This window comes from Pseudonocardia wallangbongensis, assembly GCF_054486945.1.
This window is the reverse complement of the sequence record NZ_JBRERS010000010.1, coordinates 172,174-197,101: the sequence shown is the minus strand read 5'-3', so window position 1 is coordinate 197,101 and position 24,928 is coordinate 172,174. Positions and strand designations below refer to the sequence as shown.

Sequence of the window (24,928 nt, the reverse complement as noted above, 5' to 3'; positions counted from 1 at the left end):
GCGGTAGCCCGTCCGTGCGAGGATCGCTCGCGTGAGTGATCCTTTCGTGCTCGTCCACGGTGCCTGGCACGGCGGGTGGTGCTGGCGGCGGGTGGCGCGGCTGCTGCGCGAGGCGGGCCACGAGGTGTTCACGCCCACGCTCACGGGCTTCGGCGAGCGGGCCCACCTGCTCGGCGCCGACGTCGGCCCGGGCACGCTCGTCCAGGACGTCGTCGGCGTGCTGGACAACGAGGAGCTCACCGACGTCGTGCTCGTCGGGCACAGCTTCGGGGCGCTCGTCGCGCTCGCCGTCGCCGAGGCGGCCGCGGACCGGGTGCGCCGGGTCGTGCTGCTCGACGGGCTGGTCGTCGAGGCGGGAGCCGCCGGGTTCGACGGGCTGCCACCGGAGTCGGCGGCCGCGCGCAAGGACGCGGCGGAGGCCACCGGCGACATCGTGTTCCCGCCGCCCGGCGCGGCGGCGTTCGGCCTGGCCGATCCCGAGGACATCGCCTGGGTCGACCGCAGGCTCACCCCGCACCCGCTGCGCACCTACGCCGAGCCGTTCCCGATGCGCGGCCCGCTCGGGGGTGGTCGGCCCGTCACGTACGTCGCGTGCACCGACCCCGCCTATCCGGCGGTCCACTCCGCGCATGCGATCGCCCGGCGCGAGGGCTGGGAGTTCCGGGAGCTGGCCACCGGCCACGACGCGATGGTGAGCGCTCCCGGGGCGACCGCCGAGCTCTTGATGAGCTGATGCGACCCGGGGGGCTGGAGGTGCGGTACGCGGGCGGCAGCGTGCGCGTGCCCGCCGGGCGGCCGTTCGTCATCGGCCGCGGCCCGGACGCCGACCTCGACCTGCCGCACCCGCGCGTGTCGCGCCGGCACGCCGTCCTGGAGCTCACCGGGGACGGTTGGACGCTCACCGACAGCTCGAGCAACGGCACCTACCTAGTGCCCCCCGCCGGAAGTCCGCCACATACCTCGGCGGCCCAGCCTCCTGCTGGGCGCACCGGCGACTCGCCCGAGTATGACCAATACGAGGGACGACCCGCCGGCACACCCAGCAGAAACCTGGATCCGCCGATGTACGCACCCGACTCCCGGCGGGGGGCACTGGACGACGACCGGATCACCGTGCTGCGGGTGGATCGCCCGGTCGTCGTGCGGCTGGGCCGGGGCAGCGGGGGCACCACCGTCGAGCTGCACCCCGTCGGCGGTCCGCCCGCGCCGGCTCCCGCCCGGGCCGAGCCGGTCCGGACGCTGGTCGAGCGGCCGAACCCGACCCCTCCGGCTCCCGTCGCGGTACCGGTCGCCGGCCGCGACACCACCGTCCACCTCGTGGCGTCCGGTCGCCTGACGATCGGGCGGCTCCCGGACAACGACGTGGTGGTCGACGACCTGCTCGCCTCGCGGCGCCACGCGGTGCTGGAGCGGCGCCCGGACGGCGGCTGGGAGCTGGTCGATCTCGGCAGCGGCAACGGCACGTTCGTCAACGGCGCGCGCACGGGGCGGGCGGCGGTCACGCCCGCGGACGTGATCGGCGTCGGCCGTACCCTGCTGCGCCTGCAGGGTGACCGGCTGGTGGCCGTCGTCGACTCGGGCGACGTGGCGTTCGCCGCGCACGACCTGTCGGTCACCGTCGGCGGCGGCAAGCGGCTCCTCGACGGCGTGTCCTTCTCGCTGCCCGGCCGCTGCCTCCTCGCGATCGTCGGGCCGAGCGGAGCGGGCAAGTCGACGCTGCTGCGCGCCCTCACCGGGTCGCGGCCCGCCGACCACGGCCACGTCCGCTACGACGGGCGCGACCTCTATGCGGGCTACGACGAGCTGCGCCACCGCATCGGGCTCGTGCCGCAGGACGACGTGCTGCATCCGCAGCTCACCGTGCGCCGGGCGCTGCGGTTCGCCGCGCGCCTGCGGTTCCCGGCCGACGTGCCGGCCGCCGACCGGGAGCGCCGCGTCGAGGAGGTCGTCGCGGAGCTGGGGCTCACCGGGCAGGCCGACCAGCGGATCGACACGCTGTCGGGCGGGCAGCGCAAGCGCACCAGCGTGGCCCTCGAGCTGCTCACGAAGCCGTCGCTGCTCTTCCTCGACGAGCCGACGTCCGGGCTGGACCCGGGCCTGGACCGGTCGGTGATGCGCACGCTGCGCGGCCTGGCCGACGGCACCGACGGCGCCGGGCGCACCGTCGTGGTCGTCACCCACAGCGTGCTCAACCTCGACGTCTGCGACCTGTTGCTCGTGCTGGCGCCCGGTGGTCACGTCGCGTACTTCGGGCCGCCGCGCGAGGCGCTCGGGTACTTCGGAGAGCGCGACTTCGCCGACATGTTCCTGCAGCTCGACCGCGTGCCCGGCCCCGTGCTCGCAACCAGGTTCAAGACATCTGCCCAGCACCGCCGCTACGTGGCCGCACCCACGGCCGCGCTGCCGCGGGTGCCGGAGCGTCCCGGGCCGCCGCGCACCGCGCCGCGCCAGCAGGGCTGGCTCACCCAGCTCGGCGTGCTCTGCCGCCGCTACCTCGCGGTGATCGCGGCCGACCGCCAGTACGCGCTGTTCCTCGCACTGCTGCCGCTGGTGCTGAGCCTGCTCGCGCGGCTGGTGCCGGGGTCGGCGGGGCTCTCGTCGACCACGGCGGTGGCGGAGCGGACCGGCCAGCCGAACCAGCTGCTGCTCGTGCTGGTGCTCGGCGGGGCGCTGATGGGGATCGCCGCGTCGATCCGCGAGCTGGTCAAGGAACGCCCGGTGTACCGGCGCGAGCGCGCGATCGGGCTCTCGCTGGGCGCTTACCTCACCTCGAAGCTGCTGGTCCTCGCCGTGGTCACCGCCGTGCAGGCCGCCGTGTTCACGGTGCTGGCCCTGCTCGGTCACCGGCCGCCCGACGCCGCGGTGGTACTCGGGTCCGGGGTTGTCGAGGTGCTGCTCGCGGTCGTCGCCGTGTCCGTGCTGACGATGGTCGTCGGCCTGGTGATCTCCGCGTTCATCGACAACGCCGACCGCGGCATGCCGCTGCTCGTCCTCGTACTGATGCTGCAGTTGGTGGTGAGCGGCGGGCTGTTCCCGGTGCACGGGCGGGCGGTGCTGGAGCAGGTGGCATGGCTGGTGCCGTCGCGGTGGGCGTACGCGATGGGTGCGTCGACGGTCGACCTGAACCCCAACGTCCGCGGCGACCCCGATCCGCTGTGGGAGCACGCGCCCGGCCCGTGGCTGCTGGCCGTCGGCGTGCTCGCCGTCCAGTTGGTGGTGCTGCTGGGCGTCACGGCGTGGCTCCTGCGGAGGCAGGACCCGGTGCGCCGGTAGACAGTTCCGTACAGGACCGTCCCGTTGCGGATCGTCTGTACTCTTGTGCTATGGACACGCGCAGCGACGACGAGATCCGCGCCGACCTCTCCTACCTGTTCGACAAGGCGAGCCAGGCCCTCTCCGCGCGGATGGGCACCGTGCTCGGCGAGCTGGGCATGACCGTGCGCGACTACTGCGTGCTCTCCAAGGCCGCCGCGCACGAGCTGACCCAGGGCGAGCTCGCGGAGCTGGCGCTGCTCGACAAGACCACGATGGTCGTCACCTGCGACAACCTCGAGAAGTCCGGGCTGGCCCAGCGCACGCCGTCGCCCGCCGACCGGCGGGTGCGGATCGTCCGCACCACGGACGCGGGTGACGGGGCGGTCGCCACGGCGCGCGGTGTGATCGACGACCTCTACGAGGAGGTGCTCGGCGTGCTGCCCGTCGAGCAGCGCGCCGCCCTGCTCGACGCGCTGGTCACCCTCGTCACCCGGGACGGCCCGCTGTCGGCCGTGGAGCCGAACCCGCACGCACCGCGCCGGAAGCGGGGCGCCTGACCGTACTGAACGAGATTGTCTGTTAGAAAACTATCTGCTACGGTCCATCTCATGACGAGTTCGGCCGTTCCGACGGATCGCTCCGCACCATCCCGCTGGCTCGCGCTGGCGGTGCTGTGCAGCGCCACCCTCATGATCATTCTCGACGGCACGATCACCACCGTCGCGCTGCCGGTGCTGCAGTCCGAGCTGGGCTTCACCACGACGGGGCTGGCCTGGACGGTCAACGCCTACCTCGTACCGCTGGGCGGCCTGCTGCTGCTCGCCGGGCGGCTCGGGGACCTCTACGGCCGGCGCCGGATGCTGCTCGGCGGCCTCGCGCTGTTCGTGCTGGCGTCGCTGCTCTGCGGGCTGGCCGTCGGCGCCGGGATGCTGATCGCGGCCCGGTTCGTGCAGGGGGTCGGCGCGGCGATGGCCTCGGCCGTGGTGCTCGGCATGGTCGTGGCGCTCTTCCCGGAGCCGGGCGAGCGGGCCCGGGCCATGGGCGTCTACGCGTTCGTCGGCGCGGCCGGTGCATCCATCGGCACCCTGCTCGGCGGCGTGCTCACCGACACCGTCGGCTGGCGCTGGATCTTCCTGGTCAACGTGCCGATCGGGGTGGCCGCCGTGCTGCTGGCGCTGCGCTACGTCGCCGCCGACCGCCCGTCCGATCGCGCGGCGCGCCCGGACGTCCTGGGCGGGCTGCTGGTGACGGCCGGTCTGGTGCTCGCGGTGTTCACGATCGTCGACACCTCGGGGCCCGCCGTGCGGCTCGGGATGGGCGTGGCCGCCGTGGCGCTGCTCGTCGGCTTCGTCGTGCGGCAGCGGCGGGCCGCGGAGCCGCTGGTCCGGTTGCGGATCTTCCGGTCGCGCGCGGTGTCCGGTGGCAACGCGGCGCAGCTGCTCATGGTGGCGGGCATGCTCGGCTTCCAGTTCGTGGCGGCCCTGTACCTGCAGCGGGCGCTCGGGTACGGCCCGGCGCAGACCGGCTTCGCGCTCCTGCCGATCACGCTCACGATCGCGCTGGTGTCGCTCACCGCGTCGGGCCGGCTGATCGCCCGCTCCGGTGCCCGCTCGGTGCTGCTCGCCGGCGAGATCCTCCTCGTGGCCGGCCTGCTGCTGCTCACCCGCCCACCGGTGGGCAACTACCTGGTGGACGTGCTCCCGTCGATGCTCGTGCTCGGCGCCGGTGCCGGCCTGGCGCTGCCTGCCGTCACCACGGTGATGATGGCCGACGCCACCGACGAGGACGCCGGGCTGGCGTCCGGCCTGGCCAACACCAGCCAGCAGGTCGGCGGCGCGCTGGGCACGGCCGTGCTCGCCGCGCTGGCCGCGGCCAGCACCGAGGCCGCCACCGCCGCAGGAACCCCGCTGCCCGAGGCCCTGACCAGCGGATACCAGCTGGCCTTCCTGGCGAGCGCGGTGTCGGTGGCCGCCGCGGCAGCGGTCACTGTGACGGTCCTGCGCCGCCGGGCCTGACCTTCGTACGATGCCGGGCGTGAGCAATGCCAACGACCGCGTCGACGGGACCCCGGTCGGCGGACCCCTCGCCGGGGTGCTCGTCGCCGACTTCTCCCGCATCCTCGCCGGGCCGTACGCCACGATGCTGCTGGCCGACCTCGGCGCCACCGTGATCAAGGTCGAGGGCCCGGGCACCGGCGACGACACCCGCACCTGGGTGCCGCCGACCAGCGAGGACGGTACGGCCACGTACTACCTCTCGATCAACCGGAACAAGCGGTCGATCGTGCTCGACCTCGCCGACCCGGCCGACCTCGACGTCGCGCAACGGCTCGCCGGCCGCGCCGACGTCATGATCGAGAACTTCAAGCCCGGCGGCCTCGCGCGGTTCGGGCTCGACCACGCCACGGTGTCGGCGGGCAACCCGCGGGTCGTCTACTGCTCGATCAGCGGCTTCGGCACGGCGGCAGGGGCCGGGCTGCCCGGGTACGACCTGCTCGTGCAGGCGACGTCCGGCCTGATGAGCCTCACCGGCGACGCCGACGGCCCGCCCTACCGCGCGGGCGTCGCGGTCTTCGACGTGATCACCGGGCTGCACGCCGCGCTCGCCATCCTCGCCGCGCTCCACCACCGCGAACGCACCGGAACGGGGCAGAAGCTGGAGACGAACCTCCTGTCGGCGGCCCTGTCCGGCCTGGTGAACCAGACGTCCGCGGTGCTCGCCGGCGGGGTCGTGCCCGGCAGGCTGGGCAACGCCCACCTCTCCCTGTTCCCGTACGAGCCGCTGCCCACCGGGGACGGCGAGCTGATCGTCATCGCCGCCAACGACGGCCAGTTCCGCAAGCTCGCCACCGCCGTCGGCGCCCCCGAGCTGCTCGACGACCCGCGCTTCGCGTCGATGGGCTCGCGCAACGCCCACCGCGACGAGCTGCGGCCGCTGCTCCTCGCGCGGCTCGCCACGAAGACCGCGCAGGAGTGGTTCGACATCCTCGCGCCCGTGGGCGTGCCGTGCGGGCCGATCAACACGATCGACGAGGGCCTGGCCCTGGCCGACCGGCTGGGCCTGGAACCGGTGGTCGAGCCGGGTGGCGTGCCCAGCGTCCGCAACCCGGTGACGTACTCGGCGACGCCGGCGTCCTACCGCAAGCCGCCGCCCGCGCTGGGCGCGGACGGCGACGAGGTGCGGGCGTGGCTCATGTCGGACTGACGAGATCGTCGGCGTCAGTTGCCCCCGCCGAACGGGTTGCCTCCGCCACCACCGAAGGGGTTCTGGCCGCCGAACGGGCTGTTGCCGCCGCCACCGCCGCCCTCGCTCGGGCTGGTGGTCGCCGCCTCGTCGGGCTGGCTGCCCAGGGTGACGTTGACGGTGCGCTCGGCGCCGCCGTTGGTGACGGTCAGCGCGATCTGCTCGCCGGGGGAGTGCGCCCCGATCCGGGCCATGAGGTCGGCGAAGTCGGCCACCGGGCCGTCGCCGACCTTCGTGACGACGTCGCCTGCCTGCAGCCCGGCCGCCTCGGCGGGGGAGCCCGGCTGCACGGCGGCGATCTGTGCGCCCTCCGCGCTGTTGCCTGCGATGCTGCCCTGTACTCCGAGGACCGGCTTGGTGGGGGTACCGGAGTTCATGATCTCCTGGGCGACGCGCTTGGCCTGGTCGATCGGGATGGCGAAGCCGAGCCCGATGCTGCCGGCGTTCTGGCCCGAGGTCTCGATGGCCGAGTTGATGCCGACGACCTGGCCGTCGAGGTTCACCAGCGGCCCGCCGGAGTTGCCCTGGTTGATCGGGGCGTCGGTCTGCAGGCCGTTGTAGACGACGGCCTGGCCGCCCTCGCCCTGCACCGTGACGGTGCGGTCGAGCGCGCTGACGATGCCCGTGGTGACGGTGCCGGTGAGGCCGCGCGGCGACCCGATGGCGACGACGGGCTGCCCGACCTGCAGCGAGGAGCTGTCGCCGAGCGTCGACGGCGTGAGCCCGGAGGCGCCCTGCACCCGGATCACGGCGATGTCGTAGCTGGGTGAGGTGCCGACGACGGTGGCCGGGTGCTCGCTGCCGTCGGAGAGGGTGACCGAGATGTCCCGGGCGCCCGCGACGACGTGGTTGTTGGTGAGGATGTCGCCGTTCGCGGTGAGGATGACGCCGCTGCCCTCGGCCTCACCCTGCGACACCCTGGCCCGGATGTCGACGGTGCTGGGCAGCACCGTCTGGGCGGCCGCGGTGACGGACCCGGGCGCGGCGTTCACCGCGTTCGAGCCCTGCGGTGCCGACGAGAGGGTGGTGCCGGGGCGGTCTCCGAGGAGCGCGTACGCGCCCCCGAAACCGGCACCGCCGCCGACGAGGCCGGCGACCACCGCGGCGACCACGACGGTCGCCATGCCCCGCTGCTTGCGCGGCTGGGGCGGCATCGTGGCCGTGGGCGGGCCCTGGAAGTGGTTCGGCGGGGGCGGGAAGAACCCGCCGACAGGCCCCTGCGGGGGCGGGCCGTAGGCCGCCGAGGGGTCGGGCGCGGGGGCCTGCTGGCCGGCACCATGCGCGGGCGCCGGTCCCGCGGCGCCTGCGTACGACGGAACGGGGTACTGCTCGGTACGGGAGTCACCGGTCGAGGCGCTCGCGTCCCGGCCGTGCTCCCTCTGCTCGTCGCTCATGTCATCGACGATGCGCCTGGATTCTGAGGCTGTCCTGAGGACCACCTGGGAATACCAGCCGAAACCCCTGATCGGGCTATTGGCGGAGCAACTCCGCTGCGACCTCGGCGTGCGCGTGCCCGTCGCCCCACACGGTGACCGACGGAGCGGGCGGGCGCCATCCGCCCGGCAGCCCCACGTGCACGGCCACCGCGTCCGGGCGGGCGGCCCGCACCTCGTCGAAGGTGGCGGAGGGACCGCGCACCACCACGACCAGCGGCCGGCCGGCCGGCGCGCCGGGGCCCGCCGTCACCGTGGGGTCGTGCCGGCGCAGCGCGGCGGCGACGCGCGGTTCGCCGGCCCGGCCGTCGGCGATGTTCATCCCGCCCCGCAGGTCCACGATGTGCGCGCCCGGCCCGATGCGCACGTCCCCGAGCACCTCCGCGACCCGCCGCACGACCTGCCCGCCCAGCCCGGCCGCGCCGTCCGGCCCGGCCGGGGCCGCGCGCACCCAGTCGGCGAGCTCCGCGACCCGCCGCCCGGCTTCGGCCACCCGCTCGCGCGGAAGCGTGCCGTCGGCGAGGGCGGCGAGCAGCGCGTCGCGGACCTCGCGGTAGCCGGTCTCGTCGTCGTAGCCGTTCTGCGGGTTGCCGATGCAGACCAGGTCGACCCCGGCGGCCACGGCCGCGACGGCGCCGGGGCCCATCCCGACCGTCGCGGCGATCGCGGCCATGTCGACGGCGTCGCTGATCACGACACCGGTGAAGCCCACCTCGCGGCGCAGCACCGCGAGGAGCGGCGGGCTCATCGTGGCGGGCCGGTCGTCGAGGGCCGGGAAGCGCACGTGGGCGGTGAGCACACAGCGGACCCCGGCCGCGACCGCCGCGGCGAACGGCGGCAGGTCCCGGGCCCGCAGCGTGGCGGCGTCGTCGCCGATCACCGGCAGGGCCAGGTGCGAGTCGACGGTGGTGCAGCCGTGGCCCGGGAAGTGCTTGGCCGTGGCGGCGGTGCCCGCGCCCTGCATCCCGCGGACGAACGCCGCGGTGTGCCGGCCCACGAGATCCGGGGTGGCGCCGAAGGACCGGATGCCGATCACGGGGTTGTCCGGTTCCCAGTCCTTACCCGCCCCGCCGGCTTTCCATCCCCCGAGGACGTCGGCGACGGGTGCGAGCGCGAGGTCGATCCCGAGCGCTCGGCACCGCCCGCCGATGCCGGCGGCGACGGCCTCGGTGACGGCCTCGTCGTCGAGCCGCCCCAGCGCGGCGGCGCTGGGCCACGGGCCGTCCAGCCGCGTCACCGAGCCGCCCTCCTCGTCGGACGCGACGAGGAAGCCGGCTCGCCGCGCGTGCAGGTCCGCGGTCAGCGCCCGCAGGCCGGGGCCGACGTTCCCGGCGAAGAGGCAGGCGCCCGCGAGCCCGGCGTCGGCGGCGCGGGCCAGCCAGCCGGGCACCGCGGCGCCGGTGAAGCCGGGCAGCAGCACCCCGTTGACCAGCGCGTCGTCGGTGGTCATCCCTTGACGGCTCCGGCCACGAGCCCGTCGGTGAGCCGTTTCTGCGCGATCACGAAGAACACCATCACCGGGATCGTGATCAGCGTGGACGCGGCCATCACGGCACCCCAGTCCGTGGCGTGCTGCCCGAAGAAGCGGCGCAGCCCGACGGCCACCGTGTAGTTCTGGTCGTCGGACATGAACGTGAGCGCGAAGATGAACTCGTTCCAGGCGACGATGAACGAGAACACGCTGGTGGCCACGAGCCCCGGTGCCACCAGCGGCAGCAGCACCGACCGGAACATCCGGCCCCACGAGGCGCCGTCCAGGTAGGCGGCCTCCTCGAGCTCGACGGGCACCGCGGCGACGAACCCGCGGAGCGTCCAGATCGCGAACGGCAGCGAGAACGCCAGGTACACGACGGTGAGCCCGACGAGCGTGTCGAGCATCTGGAGGGTCCGCGCCTGGATGAACAGGGGGATCACGAGCGCCTCCACCGGCACCATCTGGATGACCAGCACCATCACCAGCACGGACGTCCGGAACCGGAAGCGGAACCGGGAGACGGCCACCGCGGCCAGCAGCGCGAGCAGGGCGCCCGCGAGCACGGTGCCGAGCGCGACGCCGAGCGAGTTGACGAGGTACCGCCCGAAGCCACCGTCCCCGACGACGTAGGCGAAGTTGCGCAGCGTCCACTCGTCCGGCCACAGCGTGCGCGAGCCCGCGTTCGCCTCGCCGTTCAGGGCGGTGACGACCATGAGGTAGACCGGGAACAGCGTGAAGACGAGCACGCCGGTGACCCCGAGCCCCTTCAGCGCCGCCCTCACAGCTCCTCCTCCCGGAACAGCAGCCGCAGGTAGGTCACCGTGACCACCAGCAGCAACGCGGTGAGCAGCACCGCGATCGCGGCGCCGAGCCCGTACCGGTTCTGCGCGAACGACTCCACGTACGACCAGGTGCCGAGCGTGAGCACGCCCCGGTTGACGCCGTCGCCGCCCGGCATCAGGTAGATCTGGGTGAACACCTTGAAGTCCCAGATCGTCGACAGCACGGTGACCACCGCGAAGACCGGCCGCAGCATCGGGAACGTCAACGACCAGAACCGGCGCCACGGGCCCGCACCGTCCACGATCGCCGCCTCCGTGAGCTCCCGCGGGATCGTGAGCAGCCCGGCGAGCACGGTGAGCGCGACGAACGGGAACCCGTGGTGCACGACGTTGAGCGCGGCGACCGCGTAGAACGACAGGCGCCCGGCGAACGGGTTGGCGGTGGCGGCGTCGACGAGGCCGAGCGCGTCGAGCGCCTGCATCGCGAGGCCGTCGCCCGGGGTGAACACGAAGACCCACACGTACGTGCCGGTGACGGCGGGCATCGCCCATGCCACCATGATCGCGGTCGTGACCAGGCCGCGGACGACGGGCGTGAGCCGGGCGAGCAGGAGCGCCACCAGCGTGCCGAACACCACCGTGAGCGCCACCGCCACCACGGCGAACAGGATGGTATTCGGCAGCACCGTGGTCCACAGGGCCGGGCTGCCGAGCAACTCCGCGTAGTTGTCGACGCCGACCCACTTCGTGCGGCCCGACACGAGCTCGCGCAGCCCGAAGTCCTGCAGCGAGAGGACGAGCACCCGGAAGAGCGGGTAGAGCAGCAGCCCGCCCATGACCAGCAGGGCGGGGGCGAGCAGCAGCCACGGGCGGGCCGTGCCGCGCCGGCGCCGCCGCGGGCCGGGCTTGGGCGGCGCCACGCCCCGCTCGACGTCGGTGCGTTCGGCGAGGGTCATGCGCCGCTGGCGAAGATCTCGTTCATCTCCGCAGCCGCGGTGGAGGTGGCCTGTTCCACGGTGGCCTCGCCGGTGAGGATCGAGCGCATCATCGCCGCGATCGTCTTCTTGCCCTGGATCTGGCCGAACGTGGGCGTGACCGGCACGCTGCGCCCGGAGCCGACCATCTGCGTCGCGAACGGCGCCACGAGCGGGTCGGGCGACTGCGCGGCCTCGTTCAGCTCTGCCGTGGTGCCCGGGAAGTAGCTGGACTCGTGGGCCCACTTGGTGGCGAACTCACCGGTGCCCATCATCTCGACGAGCTGCCACGCCAGGTCCTGCTCGGCGCTGGTCTCGAAGACGGAGAGGACCGAGCCGCCCACCACCGACGGCGCGAGCCCGCCGGTCGGACCGGGGATCGGGAAGGCGCCGATCTTGCCCTCCAGGTCCGGGGCCGCCTCCAGGATGGCCTTGGGCGTCCAGCTCCCGGAGAAGATCATCGCGGACTGGCCCTTGGTGAACGAGTCGCGCACGTCGGTCTCGCGCCAGTTGGCCGCCGCCGGTGTGGAGAACCCGTGCTCCAGCGCCAGGTCGGCGTAGAACTGGATGCCTTCGCGCGACTGGGGCGAGTCGACGCCGCTGGTCCAGGTCCCGCCGTTCTGCGTGGCGACCTCCCCGCCCGTGCCCCACAGGAAGGGGTAGACGACGAACTCGTTGTCGCCCGCGATCGGCAGCGGCAGCAGGTCCGGACGGGCCTCCTTGATGCGCTGCCCGACGGCGACGAGCTCGTCCCACGTGGTCGGCGGCTGCAGCCCGAGCTCGGCGAACACGTCGGTGCGGTAGACGATCGATCGCACTCCGGAGTACCAGGGCAGTCCGTAGAGCGCGCCGTCGAGCGTGCCCGCCTCGACCAGCCCGGGCAGGAGGCTGTCGGACAGGCCCGCCTCCTGCACCCGCGGGCCGAGATCGACCAGCGCGCCCGCATCGCCGAACTCCCCGACCCAGGTCGTGCCGACCTCCGCCACGTCGGGCGTGGTCTGCCCGGCGATGGCGGTGGTGAACCGGTCCTTCGCGGCACCCCACTGCATGAACTGGACGTCCAGCGTGGCGCCGGTGCGCTGCTGGAACGCCGCCGAGAGCTCGTCGAAGAACGGCTGGCTGTCCGGGTTGGTGCCCTCCATGATCCAGACGGTCAGGGTGCGGTCACCGCCTGCGTCGCCGGACTGGCCGCCGCAGCCCGCGAGGGCCAGGGCCGCTACCGCGGCTACGGCGACGGCGCATCGCCGCACCGATCGGGATCCGGGCATCGACCACATGGAGTTCCCCTCGACGGTTTTTGAGACCAGAGGTCTAAATGGTCGGAACTGTAGTGTCGGTCACCCCGGCCACGTCAAGCGACGGTCTGGTTACGACGGGAAGATGTCGGCCATGATCCGGTAGCGGTCGCCCCGGTAGACCGACCGGACGAACTCGGCCACCCGCCCGCCGTCCACCCGGCACGTGCGCTCGAAGCAGAACGCGGGGGCGCCCGCCTCGACGCCGAGCACGGCGGCGTCCTCGGCGCTGGTGAGCGCGGCCTCGGCGGTCTGCGTGCCGGACGCGATCCGGTGCCCGTAGCGGTCGGCGAGCAGCTCGTAGTAGGAGCGGTCCTCCAGGTCGGCGCCGGTGAGCCCGGGCACGAGGTCGGCCGGGACGTGCAGGTCCTCCACCGCCATCGGCTCCTCGTCGGCCAACCGCAGCCGGCGCACGTGCAGGACGGGCGTGCCGCTCGGCATCTCGAGCAGCGCCGCCAGCATGACGCCGGCCGGGGCCTGCCCGGACCGCAGCGTGCGGCTGCCGGGTCGCAGCCCGCGGGAGCGCATGTCGGCCGAGAACGAGTTGGCCGCGAGCCGGTTGGCCACCTTCACCGGCGCCACGAAGGTGCCCGCCCCCTGCCTGCGCACGAGCACGGCCTCGGCGACGAGGCCGTCGACGGCCCGGCGCAGCGTCATCCGGGCCACGCCGAGGTCGCGCGCCAGGTCGCGCTCGGCGGGGAGCGGCTCGCCGGGCGACATCGCGGCGATCAGCTCGGCGAGCCGCGTGCGCAGGCGCCGCTGCTTGTCGGTCTCCGTCGACGGAGCGCTCATAGCCCATTGGTACACCAGCGGTCCAGTGGACGCGAACGGTCGACCGTCGGGCGCGTCTCGGGTTGGCCGAGCGGCACATTCGTCCCGTCCTGTTGGACGAGCGTGCCGTTCGTCCAGCAGATGATGGCTGGCCACCGCGCTGTCCGGCTCGAGGCTTAGAGCGCCCGACCTCGGTCGTTAGCTCAAGCTAACCGAATTTTGCAGTCCAGCCGCTGCGCCGGACGCTCGTAGCGTCGATCGCGACATGAACGGATTCCTGCTCGCCCTCGCCGTCAGCTTCGGGGTGGTCTTCGTCGCCGAGCTCGGCGACAAGTCCCAGCTGATGGCCCTCGCGTTCGCCACCCGTTACCGGGCGCTGCCCGTGCTCGCCGGCATCACGATCGCCACCACGGCGGTGCACCTGCTGTCGGTCGCGGTCGGGCACAGCCTGGGCTCGGCGCTCCCCACCGGCTGGATCGCGCTGGTGGCCGCCGTCGCGTTCGTCGGTTTCGGGGCCTGGACGTTGCGTGGTGACCGGCTCACCGAGGGCGAGCGGGCCAAGGCCGCTCGGGCCACCGGCTCCGCCGTCCTCACCTCGGCGGTGGCGTTCTTCCTCGCCGAGCTGGGCGACAAGACGATGCTCGCCACGATCACGCTGGCCACCCAGTACGGGTGGCTCGGCGTGTGGATCGGGTCCACGCTCGGGATGGTGGCCGCGGACGCGCTGGCGATCCTCGTCGGCCGGAAGCTGGGTCGCTTGCTCCCCGAGCGTGCCGTGTCGATCGGCGCCGCCGTGCTGTTCTTCCTGTTCGGTGGTTCGCTCGCGGTGGAGGCCGGGGGGCAGCTCGCCGGCCGCCCCGTCTGGACGGTGTTCGCCGACGTGCTGGACCACCACGCCGCGGGTTGGCTGGCGCTCGCGATCGGCGCTCTCGTGGCGGTGCTGGGCGCCGTCGGCGGGCGGCGCCTGCTGCACGCCTCGCCCGCCCGCCGTGCGATGGGCCGCGCCGCGCGCGTGCCCGGCTCGCCCGCCTGGTGGGGGCGCCTGCTGTACGGCATCGCCACCGGGCTCGGTCTCGTGGCGCCGCTGCTCGTCGCCGCCGACGTCATCGACCCGATCGCGGTGTTCGACGACCCCGGCGTGGTCGTGATCGGGGCCGGCCTCGCCCTGCTCGGGGTGGCCCTGGTGCTCGCCTCGCAGCTCGAGCTGCGGCGTGCGGGCTCGCCCGACCCGGTGCTCGCCCGCGCCGGCCTGCGGTCGCGCATGCGCAACCCGGGGCTCACCGGCATCGTGCTGGCCACCGCGGGCACGCTGGTGATGGTGCCGACGCTGGTCGGGGTGCTGGCCGCCGTGCTGCTGGTCGTCTCCGTGCGGATCCAGGTGCGCGCGGTGCGGGAACCGATGCTGGCGCAGCTGCACGGCGACGAGTACGTCGCCTACGCGGCGCGGACGGGCCGCTATCTACCCAGGCTGACGCTGTCGCGGCCGTGAGTGGATACGAGTGCCCGAGCACTCGTACCCACTCACGGGAGCGTTCAGGGCTTCGCCCAGGCGCCTTCGGACATCGCTGCCGAGCGGACCCGGAAGCCTGCCGTGCCTTCGACGATGTCGCGGCGGAGCTGGGTCTTCGTGCGGCCCGTGCTGTTCACCGTGGGGCCGAGCGCCTTTGCGATCTCCTTCAGCACCGGCACGGTGAACTCCGCACGGCTCTGCAGGTAGTCGGCCACATCGCCGGGCTTGGTGAAGCGGTTGATGTCGGCCACCGCCGCCTCGATGTCGACACCCGACGGCCGTTGCACGACCTCGCGGCGCCGCGTCGTGCGCGCAGCGGACGGCTGGTAGACGAGCTTGCCCTCGCCGGACGCGATGTCCTGGAGCTGCTCGCGGCTGAGCGACTCGAGCAGCGCGACGGCCTTCTGCAGGGCGACCGCGAGCGGCTGGGCGGGGAGCGGGGAGCGGGGGAGCGACTCGATGTCGATCGGCTCGGGGCCCATCATGCGGCGATCCTCTCCAGTCGGCCGGACAGCTCGGACACCATGTCGCGCAGCTCGCGGGTGGCTGCCCGCCCCGTCCCGCCGAGTATCACCGGCACCCCGTGTTCGGGTGCCGGGCCGTAGACGGCCTTGCTGTCACGGATCGTCGTGGCGAACGTCGGCACCTCGCGGGCCTCGATGCGGCTGATCACGCTGCGCTGCGCTTCGATCGGGGCGCCGTTCGTGTTCTGCACCATCGTGAACACGACGGACGCGGCGGGCCGCTCGACCGGTATCGCGGAGTGCTCGTTGTACTCCTCGACGAACGAGCGGATCTTCAACCCGAGCGAGTCGATGCCGTTGGTGGACAGGTAGTCCGGCTTGGTCGGGATGAGCAGCAGGTCGCTTGCCGCGACGGCGCTCTTGGCGATGAGCCCGAAGTTCGGGGCGCAGTCGATGAGAACCGTGTCGTACTCGGCGAAGTCCTCGTGGGCCAGCATCTCGCGCAGGCTGCCGTGCAGCTCGCCGAAGCGGCCCGGGTTCGAGAGCAGGTCGGCGGCGAGGTTGGTCTCCACGTCCGTGAGGTCGCGGTGGGCGGCGATCAGGTCGAGCCCCCCGGTGCCGCGCGACAGCTTGTCCTGGACGCGGGGCGGCGTGGAGACGAGCTTCGCCGGGGTTTCGGCGTTGTTGCTCCCGATCCGGTCGAACCACTGCTTGATGGTCTTCTCGGGCAGCAGGTCAGCTGCCCACTCGCTCTGCGTGAAGAACGAGATCGTGAGACTGGCCTGCCCGTCCAGGTCGATGAGCAGGACCTTTTGACCTCGGGCCGCGAACCCGGCGCCGAGGTTGGCCGTGAGGGTGGTCTTGCCCACCCCTCCCTTGTGGTTGATGACGGCGACGACCTTCACCCGTTCTCCTCCCGCAGCACGCCGCGCGAACGATGCCATACGCCCGGAGGAGGGCTGCACTTAGGCCAATCGGCTGCTGCCGACTGCTCTGTGCGGCGGCATCGGCGCACCGGCCGAGAGGCCAGACTTTAGGGCCGGCCCGACGGCGCCGAGCATCGGGGGCCCACCGAGAAGTGGATCACGCGGGCGTTCTACCTGCGATGATGTGCGAGGTGGCCGACGGCGACCGGTTCTGGGGCGGCCCGCCCCGAATGCGCCGATATGAGGATCACCCGATCGGGTGAGCGGGCGCCGATGGGTGGCGGAACGTCATCACGCAGCGCTGATGTACACCATGTCGGCGTCACTCGATCGGCCTATAGCGACCGCCGCACATGAACGTCAGCGCTCGCACACCAACTGCAGTTCCTGTGCGAGCGCCACAGTTGGTGTGTGACGGGCACCACCCCGAGCGGGACGCGCTCGCGTCAGGCGGGTGCGGCGGCCGCGCGCGTGGTCTGGGTGAGGATGGCAGCGGCCAGCGGGGAGATCACCGTGCGGTTGATCGCGTGGCCCATGCCCGGGATCCGGACCATGCGGCCGTGCCCGAGCGAGCGGGCGAGCACGCCGGAGTTGGGCGGCGGGAAGGCCGGGTCCTCCGGTGCCTCGATCACGAGGGTCGGCACGCCGACGGATGCCAACTCGGCGCCGCGTGCCATGCCATCGGTGTCCATCCGGGCGTGCGCCACCACCGGGTCGGTCCGGCCGGCGTGGGCGATCACCCGCTCCTCCAGCGCGCGGAACTCCGCCGGGTCGAACAGGGTGCCGGAGCCGTTGAGCGTCCGCCAGTGCTCCAGCCGCCACGCGATCTCGCCCTCGGGGTCGCGGGGGTCGTCCATCTCGGCCCACAGCCGCAGGAGGGCCTGGTCCGGGCCGGGCAGGGCCGGCGTGGGCGGCGGCCCCGCGAACGGCAGCGGGCCGGTGCAGAAGAGGGTGGCGGTGGCGACGCGCTCGGGGTGGTCGAGCAGCATCAGCTGGACCAGGTACCCGCCCATCGACATCCCGACGACGTGGGCGCGCGGCACGTCGAACGCGTCGAGCACCGCGACCGCGTCCGCGGCGAGGTCGGTGATGCCGTACGGGTCGTCCTCGAAGGTGGCGGTGGAGCGCCCGGTGTCGCGATGGTCGTAGCGGATGACGCGGTGGTGGTCGGCGAGCTGCGCGACGAGGGAGTCCGGCCACACGAGGCCGGAGGAGTTGGCGCCCATCACGAGCAGCAGCGGCTCGGCCGGGTGCGGCCCGGTGGGCTCGATGTCCTCGGCCCACAGGGCGATACCGGGCGCGACGTCGACGAAGCGTTCCACGTGTGGATCCTGCCGGTCGGCGCTGCCCGTGTCGATCGTTGGGCGCGCCCGGGTGGCGGGCGCCACCCCGCCCGGGCCCGGGTACCGGATCACGTCCGGTCCGGGCGCCGGGCGGTGGGGGTCACTTGAGCGCGTCGATGAGCGCCTGGCGCTGGCGCTCGCCGAGCCCGGCGGCGCGGCGGGATGCGTCGATCCCCGTCTGCTCCAGCAGCTGCGAGACCTTGGCGGGGCCGTAGCCGGGCAGGCTCTTGAGCAGATCGGCGACCTTGGTCTTCCCGACCACCTGGTCGGTCTTGGCGCGGTCGAGCACCGCGGGGATCGTCTGCTCGCCGCGGGCGATCGAGTCGCGGAGTTCCTTGCGGGCGGTGCGGGCGGCCGCGGCCTTCTTCAGGGCCTCGGCGCGCTGCTCCGGAGTGAGCGTGGGCAGTGCCATGTCGACGTGTCTCCTCTCCGTGCGTCCACCCCGGACGGGATGTGCGCAGGTCATCTTGGCCGTCAAGGGTGACAGAACCGCGCAGCGCCACGCGCGCACCCCCCGGTCACGCGCCGAACGGTATTCCCCGGTCGGGGGTGGTTCATCCCCCGTAGGTGAGCGGTTCGAGGCCGCGTACCCCCGGTCGGCAGCGGTAGAACGCCCCGGCGCGGCCGTCGGACACACCGGCGCCCTGCTCCGACGTGGTGATCCACAGCTCGTCCAGCCCGGGTCCGGCGAACGCGCAGGCCGTGGGGTGGGTCGTCGGCAGCCGGACGACGGTGTCGAGCGCGCCGTCCACCGTGTAGCGGTGCACGGCGGAGCCGCCCCACAACGCCACCCAGACGCCGCCCTCCGCGTCGACGGTGAGCCCGTCCGGCGTGCCGCCCTCGACCTCGGTGAACCGCTCTCGGGAGATCACCGCGGGAGCGGTCAGGTCGACGGTCAGCACGTCGATCGCGCCCGTGCCGGAGTCGACGTAGTAGGCGCGGGAGCCGTCCGGCGTCCAGCAGAGACCGTTGGAGACCGTGACGCCGGTGAGCATCGTGGCGACCGATCCGTCCGGGGCCAGCCGGAACACGGCGCCGCGGCCGGGCGCGGAGTCGTAGGCCATCGAGCCGCACCAGAAGGCGCCGGCCGGGTCGCAGCCGCCGTCGTTCATCCGGACGCCCGGGTCGGACCACAGCTCACCGAGCGGGCGGGCCTCGCCCCCGCCCACCGAGCCCGGCTCGTCGAGCAGCCCGAACCCGCGGGAGAGCGCCACCACCCAGCCGCCACGGTCCCGGGGGCGCAGGGCGGCGAGGACGTCGCCCACGTGCCTGCGCTGCACCTCGGCGGAACCGCCGGGCGGCAGGGCGACGGTCAGCAGGTCGCCCCGGAGCATGTCCACCGCCGCGAGCACGCCGAGGCCCGCGTTCCAGACGGGGCCCTCGCCGTGGTGGGCGACGGCGGGGGTGGCCTGCTCGGCGGCGATCTCTCGGGTCATGCGCCCAGTAGACCAAGACGGCGCCCCGCCGGTGGGCGGGGCGCCGCTGGCTCCCCGGCTCAGGCGCTGGTGGCGGCCGGCTCCGGGGTGGGGGTGGCCTGCTCGTCGGGGGTGTCGTCGAGCATCGTGGCCTCGTCGAAGGGCTCCTCGCCGCGCAGGACGCGGTCCGCCTTCTCGCGGTCGAACTCGCCGACCCAGTTGCCGATCAGCACGGTCGCGACGGCGTTGCCCGCGAAGTTGGTGACGGCGCGGGCCTCGGACATGAACCGGTCGATGCCGACGATGATGCCGACGCCGTCGACGAGGTCGGGCCGGTGTGAGGCGAGGCCGCCCGCCAGCGTGGCGAGCCCGGCGCCGGTGACGCCCGCGGCGCCCTTCGACGCGATGACCATGAAGAGCAGCAGCCCGATCTGCTCGGTGATCGCCATCGGCCGGCCGAGCGCGTCGGCGATGAAGAGCGACGCCATCGTCAGGTAGATCGCCGTGCCGTCCAGGTTGAACGAGTAGCCGGTGGGCACCGTGATGCCGACGACGGGGCGGGAGATGCCCGCGTGCTCCATCTTCGCGATGAGGCGCGGCAGCGCCGACTCCGACGACGAGGTCGACACGATCAGCAGGAACTCGCGGCCGAGGTAGCGCAACAGCGAGAAGATGTTGATGCCTGCAGCGAACCGCAGGAGCAGCCCGAGCACGACGAAGACGAAGAGCGCGCAGGTGGTGTAGAAGGCGAACATCACCTGGAACAGCGCCACGATCGCCGACCAGCCGGTCTCGCCGACCACCGCTGCGATGGCGCCGAACGCGCCGATCGGCGCCGCCCACATGATCATCGCGAGCACCCGGAACACGAGCCGCTCCACGTGCTTGATGCCGCGCAGGATCGGCTCGCCGGAGCGGCCGAGCGCCTGCACCGCGAACCCGACGAGCAGGGCCACGAACAGGGTGGAGAGCACGCTGTCGCCGACCAGCGGGGAGAACAGCGTGGTCGGGATGATGCCCATCACGAACTCGGACGTCGACTCGCCCTCGGGGGCGTTGTAGGCCTCGATGCCGCCGAGGTCCATCCCGGTGCCGGGCTGCACGATGTTGCCCACCACCAGCCCGATGACCAGCGCGATCGTGGACATCACGAGGAAGTAGCCGATGGCGAGCCCGCCGACGCGGCCCACCTTCGCGGCCTGCCGGATCGACCCGATGCCGAGCACGATCGTGCAGAAGATGACCGGCGAGATCATCATCTTGATCAGGTTGACGAACGCGGTGCCCAGCGGTTTGAGCGCCTCCCCGACCGTGGGGGCGACGAGGCCGACCACGATCCCCAGGAGCACGGCGACGATCACCGCGACGTAGAGGTAGTGGGTGCGATCTCGCCGTGGTGGTGCGCTGGTGTCTGTCACGGGTTCCTCCGGAGCCGACGACGGTGGTGGCGATTGCGCAGGTACCGGTGGACCGGCGACCATCGCGGCGAATCATCCGGCGGGACCTGGCTATCGTCGCGCTTCTGTTCATTTCGAACGACGAGCGGAGCAGGGATGGGGCGCGCAGGTGGGTGGAGCCTCGCCCGGCAGCTGTTCGCGCTGCAGGCCGTGATCGCCGGCGTCGTGCTGGTCGCGCTGGCGACGGCCAGCTGGTTCCAGCTGCGGGAGGCCGGGCGCGAGGCCACCGCGGAGGAGATGCTCGGCATCGCCCACACCCTGGCCGCGTCGCCCGAGGTGCTCGCCGCGCTCGACGACCCCGACCCCACCGCGGTGCTGCAGCCGCTCGCCGAGCGGGTGCGCATCGACACCGCCACCGACTTCGTCGTCGTGATGACTCCGGACGGGATCCGCTGGTCCCACCCGACGACCAGCGAGATCGGCCACCGGTTCATCGGGACGATCGAGCCCGCGGCCGCCGGGGACGACCACTTCACCGAGACCTACACCGGCACGCTCGGACCGTCCGTGCGCGCGGTCGTTCCGGTGTTCGACGCCGAGCGCGTGGTGGCCCTCGTCTCCGTCGGCCGGACGATCACCGCCGTGGCCCGGGACCTGGAGCGGCAGGTGCCGGTCGTGCTCGCCGCCGTCGCGGTGGCGCTGTCGCTGGCCGCGGCCGGGTCGTGGCTGGTGAGCCGGTGGCTGCGGCGCTCCACCCACGACCTGGGCCCGGCCGAGCTGGCGCGGATGTACGAGTTCTACGACGCCGTGCTGCACGCCGTGCGGGAAGGGCTGCTGCTGCTCGACCCGGAGGGCCGGGTGCAGCTGGTGAACGACGAGGCGCGCAGGCTGCTGGCGCTCCCGGACGACGTGGGCGGCCGCCGGGTGGACGAGGTCGGGCTGCCGGCGCCGCTGGGTGTGGCGCTCGCCGAGCGGCGGGCGTTCGACGACGAGATCCACCTGACGTCCGACCGGATCGTGGTGGTGAGCCAGGGCGCCGCGCGCTGGGCGGGCCGGTACCTGGGCACCGTCGTCACCCTGCGGGACCACACGGAGCTGCGGCAGCTGGTCAGCGAGCTGCAGACCGTGCGCGGGTTCGCCGACTCGCTGCACGCCCAGGCGCACGAGGCGGCCAACCAGCTGCACACCGTCATCTCGCTGATCGAGCTCGGGCGCGCCGACGAGGCGCTGGAGTTCGCGACGGCGGAGCTCGAGACCGCCCAGCACCTCACCGACGCCGTCGTCTCGGGGATCGCGGTGCCCGAGGTGGCCGCGCTGGTGGTCGGGAAGGCGGCCGCGGCCGGCGAGCGGGGCGTCGAGCTGCGCCTGGAGGACGGCACCCACATGCCGGCGGGGCTCGCCGATCCGCGCGACCTCGTCACCATCGTCGGGAACCTGCTCGACAACGCGATCGACGCCGCGCAGGAGGGCCCGGAGCCGCGATGGGTGCGGTTCGGCGCCGGCGTCGACGACGACGCGGTGGAACTGCGGGTCAGCGACAGCGGCCCCGGGGTCGCGCCCGAGGACGCCGCGCGGGCCTTCGACCGGGGTTTCAGCACCAAGCCCGACGACGGCATGGGGCGCGGGCTGGGGCTCGCCCTGGTCCGGCGCGCCGCCCAGCGCCACGGCGGCGGCGTCCACCTCGTGGGGAAGGCGGAGTTCACGGTGCGGCTGCCGCTGGTGCGGGCGTGATCCGCACGCTCGTCGTCGAGGACGACCCCGTGGCCGCGGCCGCCAACGCCGCCTACGTCGAGCGCGTGCGGGGCTTCACGGTGGCCGCGAGCGCCGCGTCCGGCGCCGAGGCGCTGCGCGCGCTGGCGACCACCGCCGTGGACCTCGTCCTGCTCGACGTCCACCTGCCCGACACGAACGGGCTCGAGGTGCTGCGCCGGATGCGGGCCTCGGGGCACACCACGGACGTGATCATGGTGACGCGGGCGCGCGACGTCGCAGTGGTGCAGGCCGCCGTCGCGTTCGGCGCCACCCAGTACCTGGTCAAGCCGTTCACGTTCAGCGCCGTGCGCCGCAAGCTGGAGGGGTACCTCGAGTACCGGGAGCGGCTCGGCGGCGGCCCGGTCGTGGCGCAGGACGACGTCGACGACCTGTTCGGGCGCCTGCGCACCCCCACGGAGGCGGGTGGTCTGCCCAAGGGGGTGAGCCGGGAATCGCTCGACGGCGTCCGGGCGGCGCTCGAAGGCACCGGTGGCCGCACCGCGGCCGAGGTGGCCGCCGCGATCGGGGCGTCCCGGGTGACCGCGCGGCGCTACCTCGAGTACCTCGTGGAGACGGGCCTCGCCGAGCGCACCGCCCGGTACGGTCCCGCCGGGCGGCCGCAGGCGGAGTACCGGTGGCGGCCCCGCGGGGTCGGGGACTGACCGTCAGCAGGAATCGGCCAGCGAGGTGGGGGAGGCCGAGTCGTCGTCCTTCACCTTCCTGGTGGTCGACTCGTCGTCATCGTCGTCCGCGCGGGTGGTGGGTGCGGCCGCGCTGGTGGGGGGCGCGGGCGGGGCCGGGGGACGGTTGGCGGCGTCCTGCACCACCTGGCGCATGTAGGAGAAGTTCGGGTCGCCGGTGCTGAAGTGGCCGTCCTTCGTGGACGGGTCGGGGAGGCTGGGGTCGAACGACACGCTCTCCAGCGAGATCCCGTTGCCGGCGAGCGCCGCGAGCGCGGGCAGGACGGCCTGCGGGATGTTGGTGGACACGCTGTTCGTGGTGGCCGCGGCGACGCTCTGGAAGTTGGTGAGCATGTCGGTGGGGCTCTTCTGCGTGAGGATCGTCTGCAGCAGGCAGCGCTGTCGGCCCATGCGGTCGTAGTCGGACGAGTTGGTGCGGGAGCGGGCGAACGCCAGCGCCTGCTCCCCGGACAGCTGCTGCACGCCGGGCTGGATGTACCCGTCGGGACGCACGTGCCGCCCGCTCGGCGTGATCCCGCCGATCGGGAGGCGCTCGGGCCCGACGTCGACGGTGAGGCCGCCGAGCGCGTCGATGATCGACGCGAACCCGGCCATGTTGACCTCGACGTAGTAGTCCAGCTGCACGCCCAGCATGTAGGCGATGGTCTCGTGCAGCAGGTTCAGGCCCGGGTCCTTCGTCGGGCCGGGCGGGGCGACGTTCGGGTGCGTGAGCCCCCAGGCGTAGACGGCGTTGAGCAGGTAGTCGCCCGACAGCGGGTCGGACGAGTCGTGGAAGCCCTTCGGGAAGTCCTCGGCCATCGGCGAGTCGTCCGGGAACTGGGCGTACTGGATGTTGCGGGGCAGCGAGAACAGGACGGTGCGGCCGGTCTTCGTGTCGATGTTGGCCACCATCATCGTGTCGGTCCGCGCGCCCGTGCGGTCCGGCCCGGCGTCGCTGCCGACGAGCAGGATGTTCAGCTTCGGCTTCGCGATGGCGTCGGCCGCCGCGGTGCCACCACCGCCTGCGAACAGGTTGGCGAGCAGCGCGCGCTGCGAGTTGGCCAGGTTGGCGCCGAACCCGAGCGGTGCGGCCACCACCAGGCACAGCGCGACGACCGTGGCCACGCCGATGACCTGCCGGGCCGCGCCGAGCCCGGGCGGCCGGGCCAGCAGGTAGGCGCGGACGATCACCGCCACCCATCCGAGCCCGGCCACGACCAGGCCGATGGTGGCCATGACGAGCACGTTGGACGACAGGGCCGTCTTGAGCAGCTGCGCGGTGTCCGAGGTGAGCACCAGGATCACGAGCACGGCGATCACCAGGAGGAATGTGCCGAGGATCACGGCGCCGGTGCGGGTGCGGTGGAGCATGAGGTGGCCCGAGCCGGGGGCCACGGTGGAGGCCGCCGCTGCGGCGAGCGCCCTGCCGAAGGAACCCCGTGGCTGCGCCTCGTCGTCCGCGAACCGGTCTGCGGCCTCGTCGGCCACCTCGGCAGGGCGCCGGCGCCGGGTGGGCGTGCGCGCCACGGACGTGCGCGCCGGGGGGAGCGCCCCGTGGCGGACCGTGGGGGGCTCGGGGTCGTCGTCGTGCAGGGGCGCTGCCGGCGGGGAGGTGGGCAGCGCCGTGGTGACGGCGGCGCGGGCCGCCGCGGCGGATCTGCGCTGCCCGCCCCGCGGCGGGCTGCCGGGAGGCCCGTTGCCGGGCGCGGGGCGGGGGACGGGGCTGGTGGCGGGCTCGGTGTCGCGCGGCCGCGGCGGGCGGCGCGTCGTCGGCATGGCTCGCGTGGCGTCGGACGGCGCAACCGGGCGGCGCGGGGGCTGCTGGTGGCGCGAGGGCGGCACGGCCCGGTTGCCGCGGTCGGACCGGCGGGCGGCGGGCGGCGGCTGGCGCGGGGGCTGCTGCCGGGGAGGCTGCTGGGGTTGGCTCGACGGTTGCTGGCGGGGTGGTTGCTGACGCGGTGGCTGTTGGCGGGAGACCTGGTGGCGTGGCGCCTCCCGTGGCGGAGGCGTCGCCCGGGCGCGGCCGGGTACGCGCCGTCGGTCGTCCGTCATGCGCACCCCCTCTTGCGGTCGGTCATCCGGGACGGCGGGACGACGAATCCGCCGGAGCCTACTGCGAGTGATCGCAGGCGCCGCGACGCACCTCGTCGGGTGGGGGATTCGAGCGTTTCTCCCCGTCCGTCGCCGGTGTCTGCAGTTGCCGGCGACGGCGCT

21 protein-coding genes are annotated in these 24,928 nt (G+C 73.6%); 8 read left to right on the top strand and 13 right to left on the bottom strand.

Features of this window, described 5'->3' with window-relative positions:
• Positions 1–31: 31 nt before the first annotated feature.
• The 5 genes from ACU436_RS30900 to ACU436_RS30880 are packed head-to-tail and all read left to right on the top strand — an operon-like array spanning position 32 to position 6,459.
• Positions 32–733, top strand: a complete 702-nt coding sequence (locus tag ACU436_RS30900) for an alpha/beta fold hydrolase (RefSeq protein ID WP_459030530.1) — start codon at positions 32–34, stop codon at positions 731–733.
• Entirely contained in the window at positions 733–3,273 is a 2,541-nt protein-coding gene (locus tag ACU436_RS30895) for an ATP-binding cassette domain-containing protein (RefSeq protein ID WP_459030529.1), read from the top strand. Before ACU436_RS30900 ends, ACU436_RS30895 begins: the two co-directional genes overlap by 1 nt.
• A 50-nt stretch (positions 3,274–3,323) precedes the next feature.
• The gene (locus ACU436_RS30890) at positions 3,324–3,812 is read left to right on the top strand and encodes a MarR family winged helix-turn-helix transcriptional regulator (RefSeq protein WP_459030528.1); all 489 of its coding nucleotides are present in this window, start codon (positions 3,324–3,326) and stop codon (positions 3,810–3,812) included.
• 51 nt (positions 3,813–3,863) lie between these two features.
• Positions 3,864–5,270: an MFS transporter gene (locus ACU436_RS30885; protein ID WP_459030527.1), complete on the top strand. Its 1,407-nt coding sequence runs from the start codon at positions 3,864–3,866 to the stop codon at positions 5,268–5,270.
• A gap of 19 nt (positions 5,271–5,289) precedes the next feature.
• Positions 5,290–6,459, top strand: coding sequence for a CaiB/BaiF CoA transferase family protein (locus tag ACU436_RS30880; RefSeq protein WP_459030526.1), 1,170 nt, complete (start codon positions 5,290–5,292; stop codon positions 6,457–6,459).
• A gap of 14 nt (positions 6,460–6,473) precedes the next feature.
• Here the strand turns inward: ACU436_RS30880 and ACU436_RS30875 are convergent, their stop codons facing one another.
• The 6 genes from ACU436_RS30875 to ACU436_RS30850 form a co-directional block, all read right to left on the bottom strand.
• Positions 6,474–7,892, bottom strand: a complete 1,419-nt coding sequence (locus tag ACU436_RS30875) for a S1C family serine protease (RefSeq protein WP_459030525.1) — start codon at positions 7,890–7,892, stop codon at positions 6,474–6,476.
• Positions 7,893–7,968: 76 nt separating this feature from the next.
• Entirely contained in the window at positions 7,969–9,381 is a 1,413-nt protein-coding gene (locus tag ACU436_RS30870) for a glycoside hydrolase family 3 N-terminal domain-containing protein (RefSeq protein ID WP_459030524.1), read from the bottom strand.
• Positions 9,378–10,187 carry a carbohydrate ABC transporter permease gene (locus ACU436_RS30865; RefSeq protein ID WP_459030523.1) on the bottom strand — a complete coding sequence of 270 codons (810 nt, stop codon included), beginning with the start codon at positions 10,185–10,187 and terminating at the stop codon, positions 9,378–9,380. The genes ACU436_RS30870 and ACU436_RS30865 overlap by 4 nt, the downstream gene beginning before the upstream one ends.
• Positions 10,184–11,143 (bottom strand): carbohydrate ABC transporter permease, encoded by a 960-nt coding sequence (locus ACU436_RS30860; RefSeq protein ID WP_459030522.1) that lies wholly within the window; start codon positions 11,141–11,143, stop codon positions 10,184–10,186. Before ACU436_RS30860 ends, ACU436_RS30865 begins: the two co-directional genes overlap by 4 nt.
• Positions 11,140–12,429 carry a sugar ABC transporter substrate-binding protein gene (locus ACU436_RS30855; RefSeq protein ID WP_459030521.1) on the bottom strand — a complete coding sequence of 430 codons (1,290 nt, stop codon included), beginning with the start codon at positions 12,427–12,429 and terminating at the stop codon, positions 11,140–11,142. Before ACU436_RS30855 ends, ACU436_RS30860 begins: the two co-directional genes overlap by 4 nt.
• A 99-nt stretch (positions 12,430–12,528) precedes the next feature.
• The gene (locus ACU436_RS30850) at positions 12,529–13,248 is read right to left on the bottom strand and encodes a GntR family transcriptional regulator (RefSeq protein ID WP_459030520.1); all 720 of its coding nucleotides are present in this window, start codon (positions 13,246–13,248) and stop codon (positions 12,529–12,531) included.
• A gap of 244 nt (positions 13,249–13,492) precedes the next feature.
• On the opposite strand from ACU436_RS30850, the gene ACU436_RS30845 reads away from it, so the two are divergent.
• On the top strand, positions 13,493–14,716 hold the full coding sequence (locus ACU436_RS30845; RefSeq protein WP_459030519.1) for a TMEM165/GDT1 family protein: 1,224 nt from the start codon (positions 13,493–13,495) through the stop codon (positions 14,714–14,716).
• A 44-nt stretch (positions 14,717–14,760) separates the two neighbouring features.
• On the opposite strand, the gene ACU436_RS30840 is transcribed toward ACU436_RS30845, so the two are convergent.
• The 6 genes from ACU436_RS30840 to ACU436_RS30815 all read right to left on the bottom strand — a co-directional run bounded on the left by ACU436_RS30840 (position 14,761) and on the right by ACU436_RS30815 (position 20,366).
• Positions 14,761–15,222, bottom strand: a complete 462-nt coding sequence (locus ACU436_RS30840; RefSeq protein WP_459030518.1) for a hypothetical protein — start codon at positions 15,220–15,222, stop codon at positions 14,761–14,763.
• Positions 15,219–16,106 carry a ParA family protein gene (locus ACU436_RS30835; protein ID WP_459030517.1) on the bottom strand — a complete coding sequence of 296 codons (888 nt, stop codon included), beginning with the start codon at positions 16,104–16,106 and terminating at the stop codon, positions 15,219–15,221. Before ACU436_RS30835 ends, ACU436_RS30840 begins: the two co-directional genes overlap by 4 nt.
• A gap of 467 nt (positions 16,107–16,573) precedes the next feature.
• The gene (locus tag ACU436_RS30830; protein ID WP_459030516.1) at positions 16,574–17,449 is read right to left on the bottom strand and encodes an alpha/beta fold hydrolase; all 876 of its coding nucleotides are present in this window, start codon (positions 17,447–17,449) and stop codon (positions 16,574–16,576) included.
• Between the two features lie 121 nt (positions 17,450–17,570).
• A complete protein-coding gene (mihF, locus tag ACU436_RS30825; RefSeq protein WP_459030515.1) occupies positions 17,571–17,882 on the bottom strand; it encodes an integration host factor, actinobacterial type in 312 nt (103 codons plus the stop codon).
• A gap of 142 nt (positions 17,883–18,024) precedes the next feature.
• Positions 18,025–18,906, bottom strand: a complete 882-nt coding sequence (locus tag ACU436_RS30820) for an SMP-30/gluconolactonase/LRE family protein (protein ID WP_459030514.1) — start codon at positions 18,904–18,906, stop codon at positions 18,025–18,027.
• Positions 18,907–18,965: 59 nt separating this feature from the next.
• The gene (locus ACU436_RS30815) at positions 18,966–20,366 is read right to left on the bottom strand and encodes a cation:dicarboxylate symporter family transporter (protein WP_459030513.1); all 1,401 of its coding nucleotides are present in this window, start codon (positions 20,364–20,366) and stop codon (positions 18,966–18,968) included.
• Positions 20,367–20,438: 72 nt separating this feature from the next.
• Between ACU436_RS30815 and ACU436_RS30810 the strand changes: the two genes are divergently transcribed.
• On the top strand, positions 20,439–22,013 hold the full coding sequence (locus tag ACU436_RS30810; protein ID WP_459030512.1) for a sensor histidine kinase: 1,575 nt from the start codon (positions 20,439–20,441) through the stop codon (positions 22,011–22,013).
• Positions 22,010–22,696, top strand: coding sequence for a response regulator (locus tag ACU436_RS30805; RefSeq protein ID WP_459030511.1), 687 nt, complete (start codon positions 22,010–22,012; stop codon positions 22,694–22,696). Before ACU436_RS30810 ends, ACU436_RS30805 begins: the two co-directional genes overlap by 4 nt.
• A 3-nt stretch (positions 22,697–22,699) precedes the next feature.
• Here the strand turns inward: ACU436_RS30805 and ACU436_RS30800 are convergent, their stop codons facing one another.
• Positions 22,700–24,490, bottom strand: coding sequence for an LCP family protein (locus ACU436_RS30800; protein WP_459030510.1), 1,791 nt, complete (start codon positions 24,488–24,490; stop codon positions 22,700–22,702).
• Between the last annotated feature and the right edge of the window lie 438 nt (positions 24,491–24,928).

Coding starts and splice junctions, on each gene's coding strand:
- ACU436_RS30895 (WP_459030529.1), top strand. CDS start 733: ATGCGACCCGGGGGGCTGGAGGTGCGGTACGCGGGCGGCAGCGTGCGC.
- ACU436_RS30890 (WP_459030528.1), top strand. CDS start 3,324: ATGGACACGCGCAGCGACGACGAGATCCGCGCCGACCTCTCCTACCTG.
- ACU436_RS30885 (WP_459030527.1), top strand. CDS start 3,864: ATGACGAGTTCGGCCGTTCCGACGGATCGCTCCGCACCATCCCGCTGG.
- ACU436_RS30875 (WP_459030525.1), bottom strand. CDS start 7,892: ATGAGCGACGAGCAGAGGGAGCACGGCCGGGACGCGAGCGCCTCGACC.
- ACU436_RS30870 (WP_459030524.1), bottom strand. CDS start 9,381: ATGACCACCGACGACGCGCTGGTCAACGGGGTGCTGCTGCCCGGCTTC.
- ACU436_RS30860 (WP_459030522.1), bottom strand. CDS start 11,143: ATGACCCTCGCCGAACGCACCGACGTCGAGCGGGGCGTGGCGCCGCCC.
- ACU436_RS30855 (WP_459030521.1), bottom strand. CDS start 12,429: ATGCCCGGATCCCGATCGGTGCGGCGATGCGCCGTCGCCGTAGCCGCG.
- ACU436_RS30850 (WP_459030520.1), bottom strand. CDS start 13,248: ATGAGCGCTCCGTCGACGGAGACCGACAAGCAGCGGCGCCTGCGCACG.
- ACU436_RS30845 (WP_459030519.1), top strand. CDS start 13,493: ATGAACGGATTCCTGCTCGCCCTCGCCGTCAGCTTCGGGGTGGTCTTC.
- ACU436_RS30840 (WP_459030518.1), bottom strand. CDS start 15,222: ATGATGGGCCCCGAGCCGATCGACATCGAGTCGCTCCCCCGCTCCCCG.
- mihF (WP_459030515.1), bottom strand. CDS start 17,882: ATGGCACTGCCCACGCTCACTCCGGAGCAGCGCGCCGAGGCCCTGAAG.
- ACU436_RS30820 (WP_459030514.1), bottom strand. CDS start 18,906: ATGACCCGAGAGATCGCCGCCGAGCAGGCCACCCCCGCCGTCGCCCAC.
- ACU436_RS30815 (WP_459030513.1), bottom strand. CDS start 20,366: ATGGTCGCCGGTCCACCGGTACCTGCGCAATCGCCACCACCGTCGTCG.
- ACU436_RS30810 (WP_459030512.1), top strand. CDS start 20,439: ATGGGGCGCGCAGGTGGGTGGAGCCTCGCCCGGCAGCTGTTCGCGCTG.
- ACU436_RS30800 (WP_459030510.1), bottom strand. CDS start 24,490: ATGCCGACGACGCGCCGCCCGCCGCGGCCGCGCGACACCGAGCCCGCC.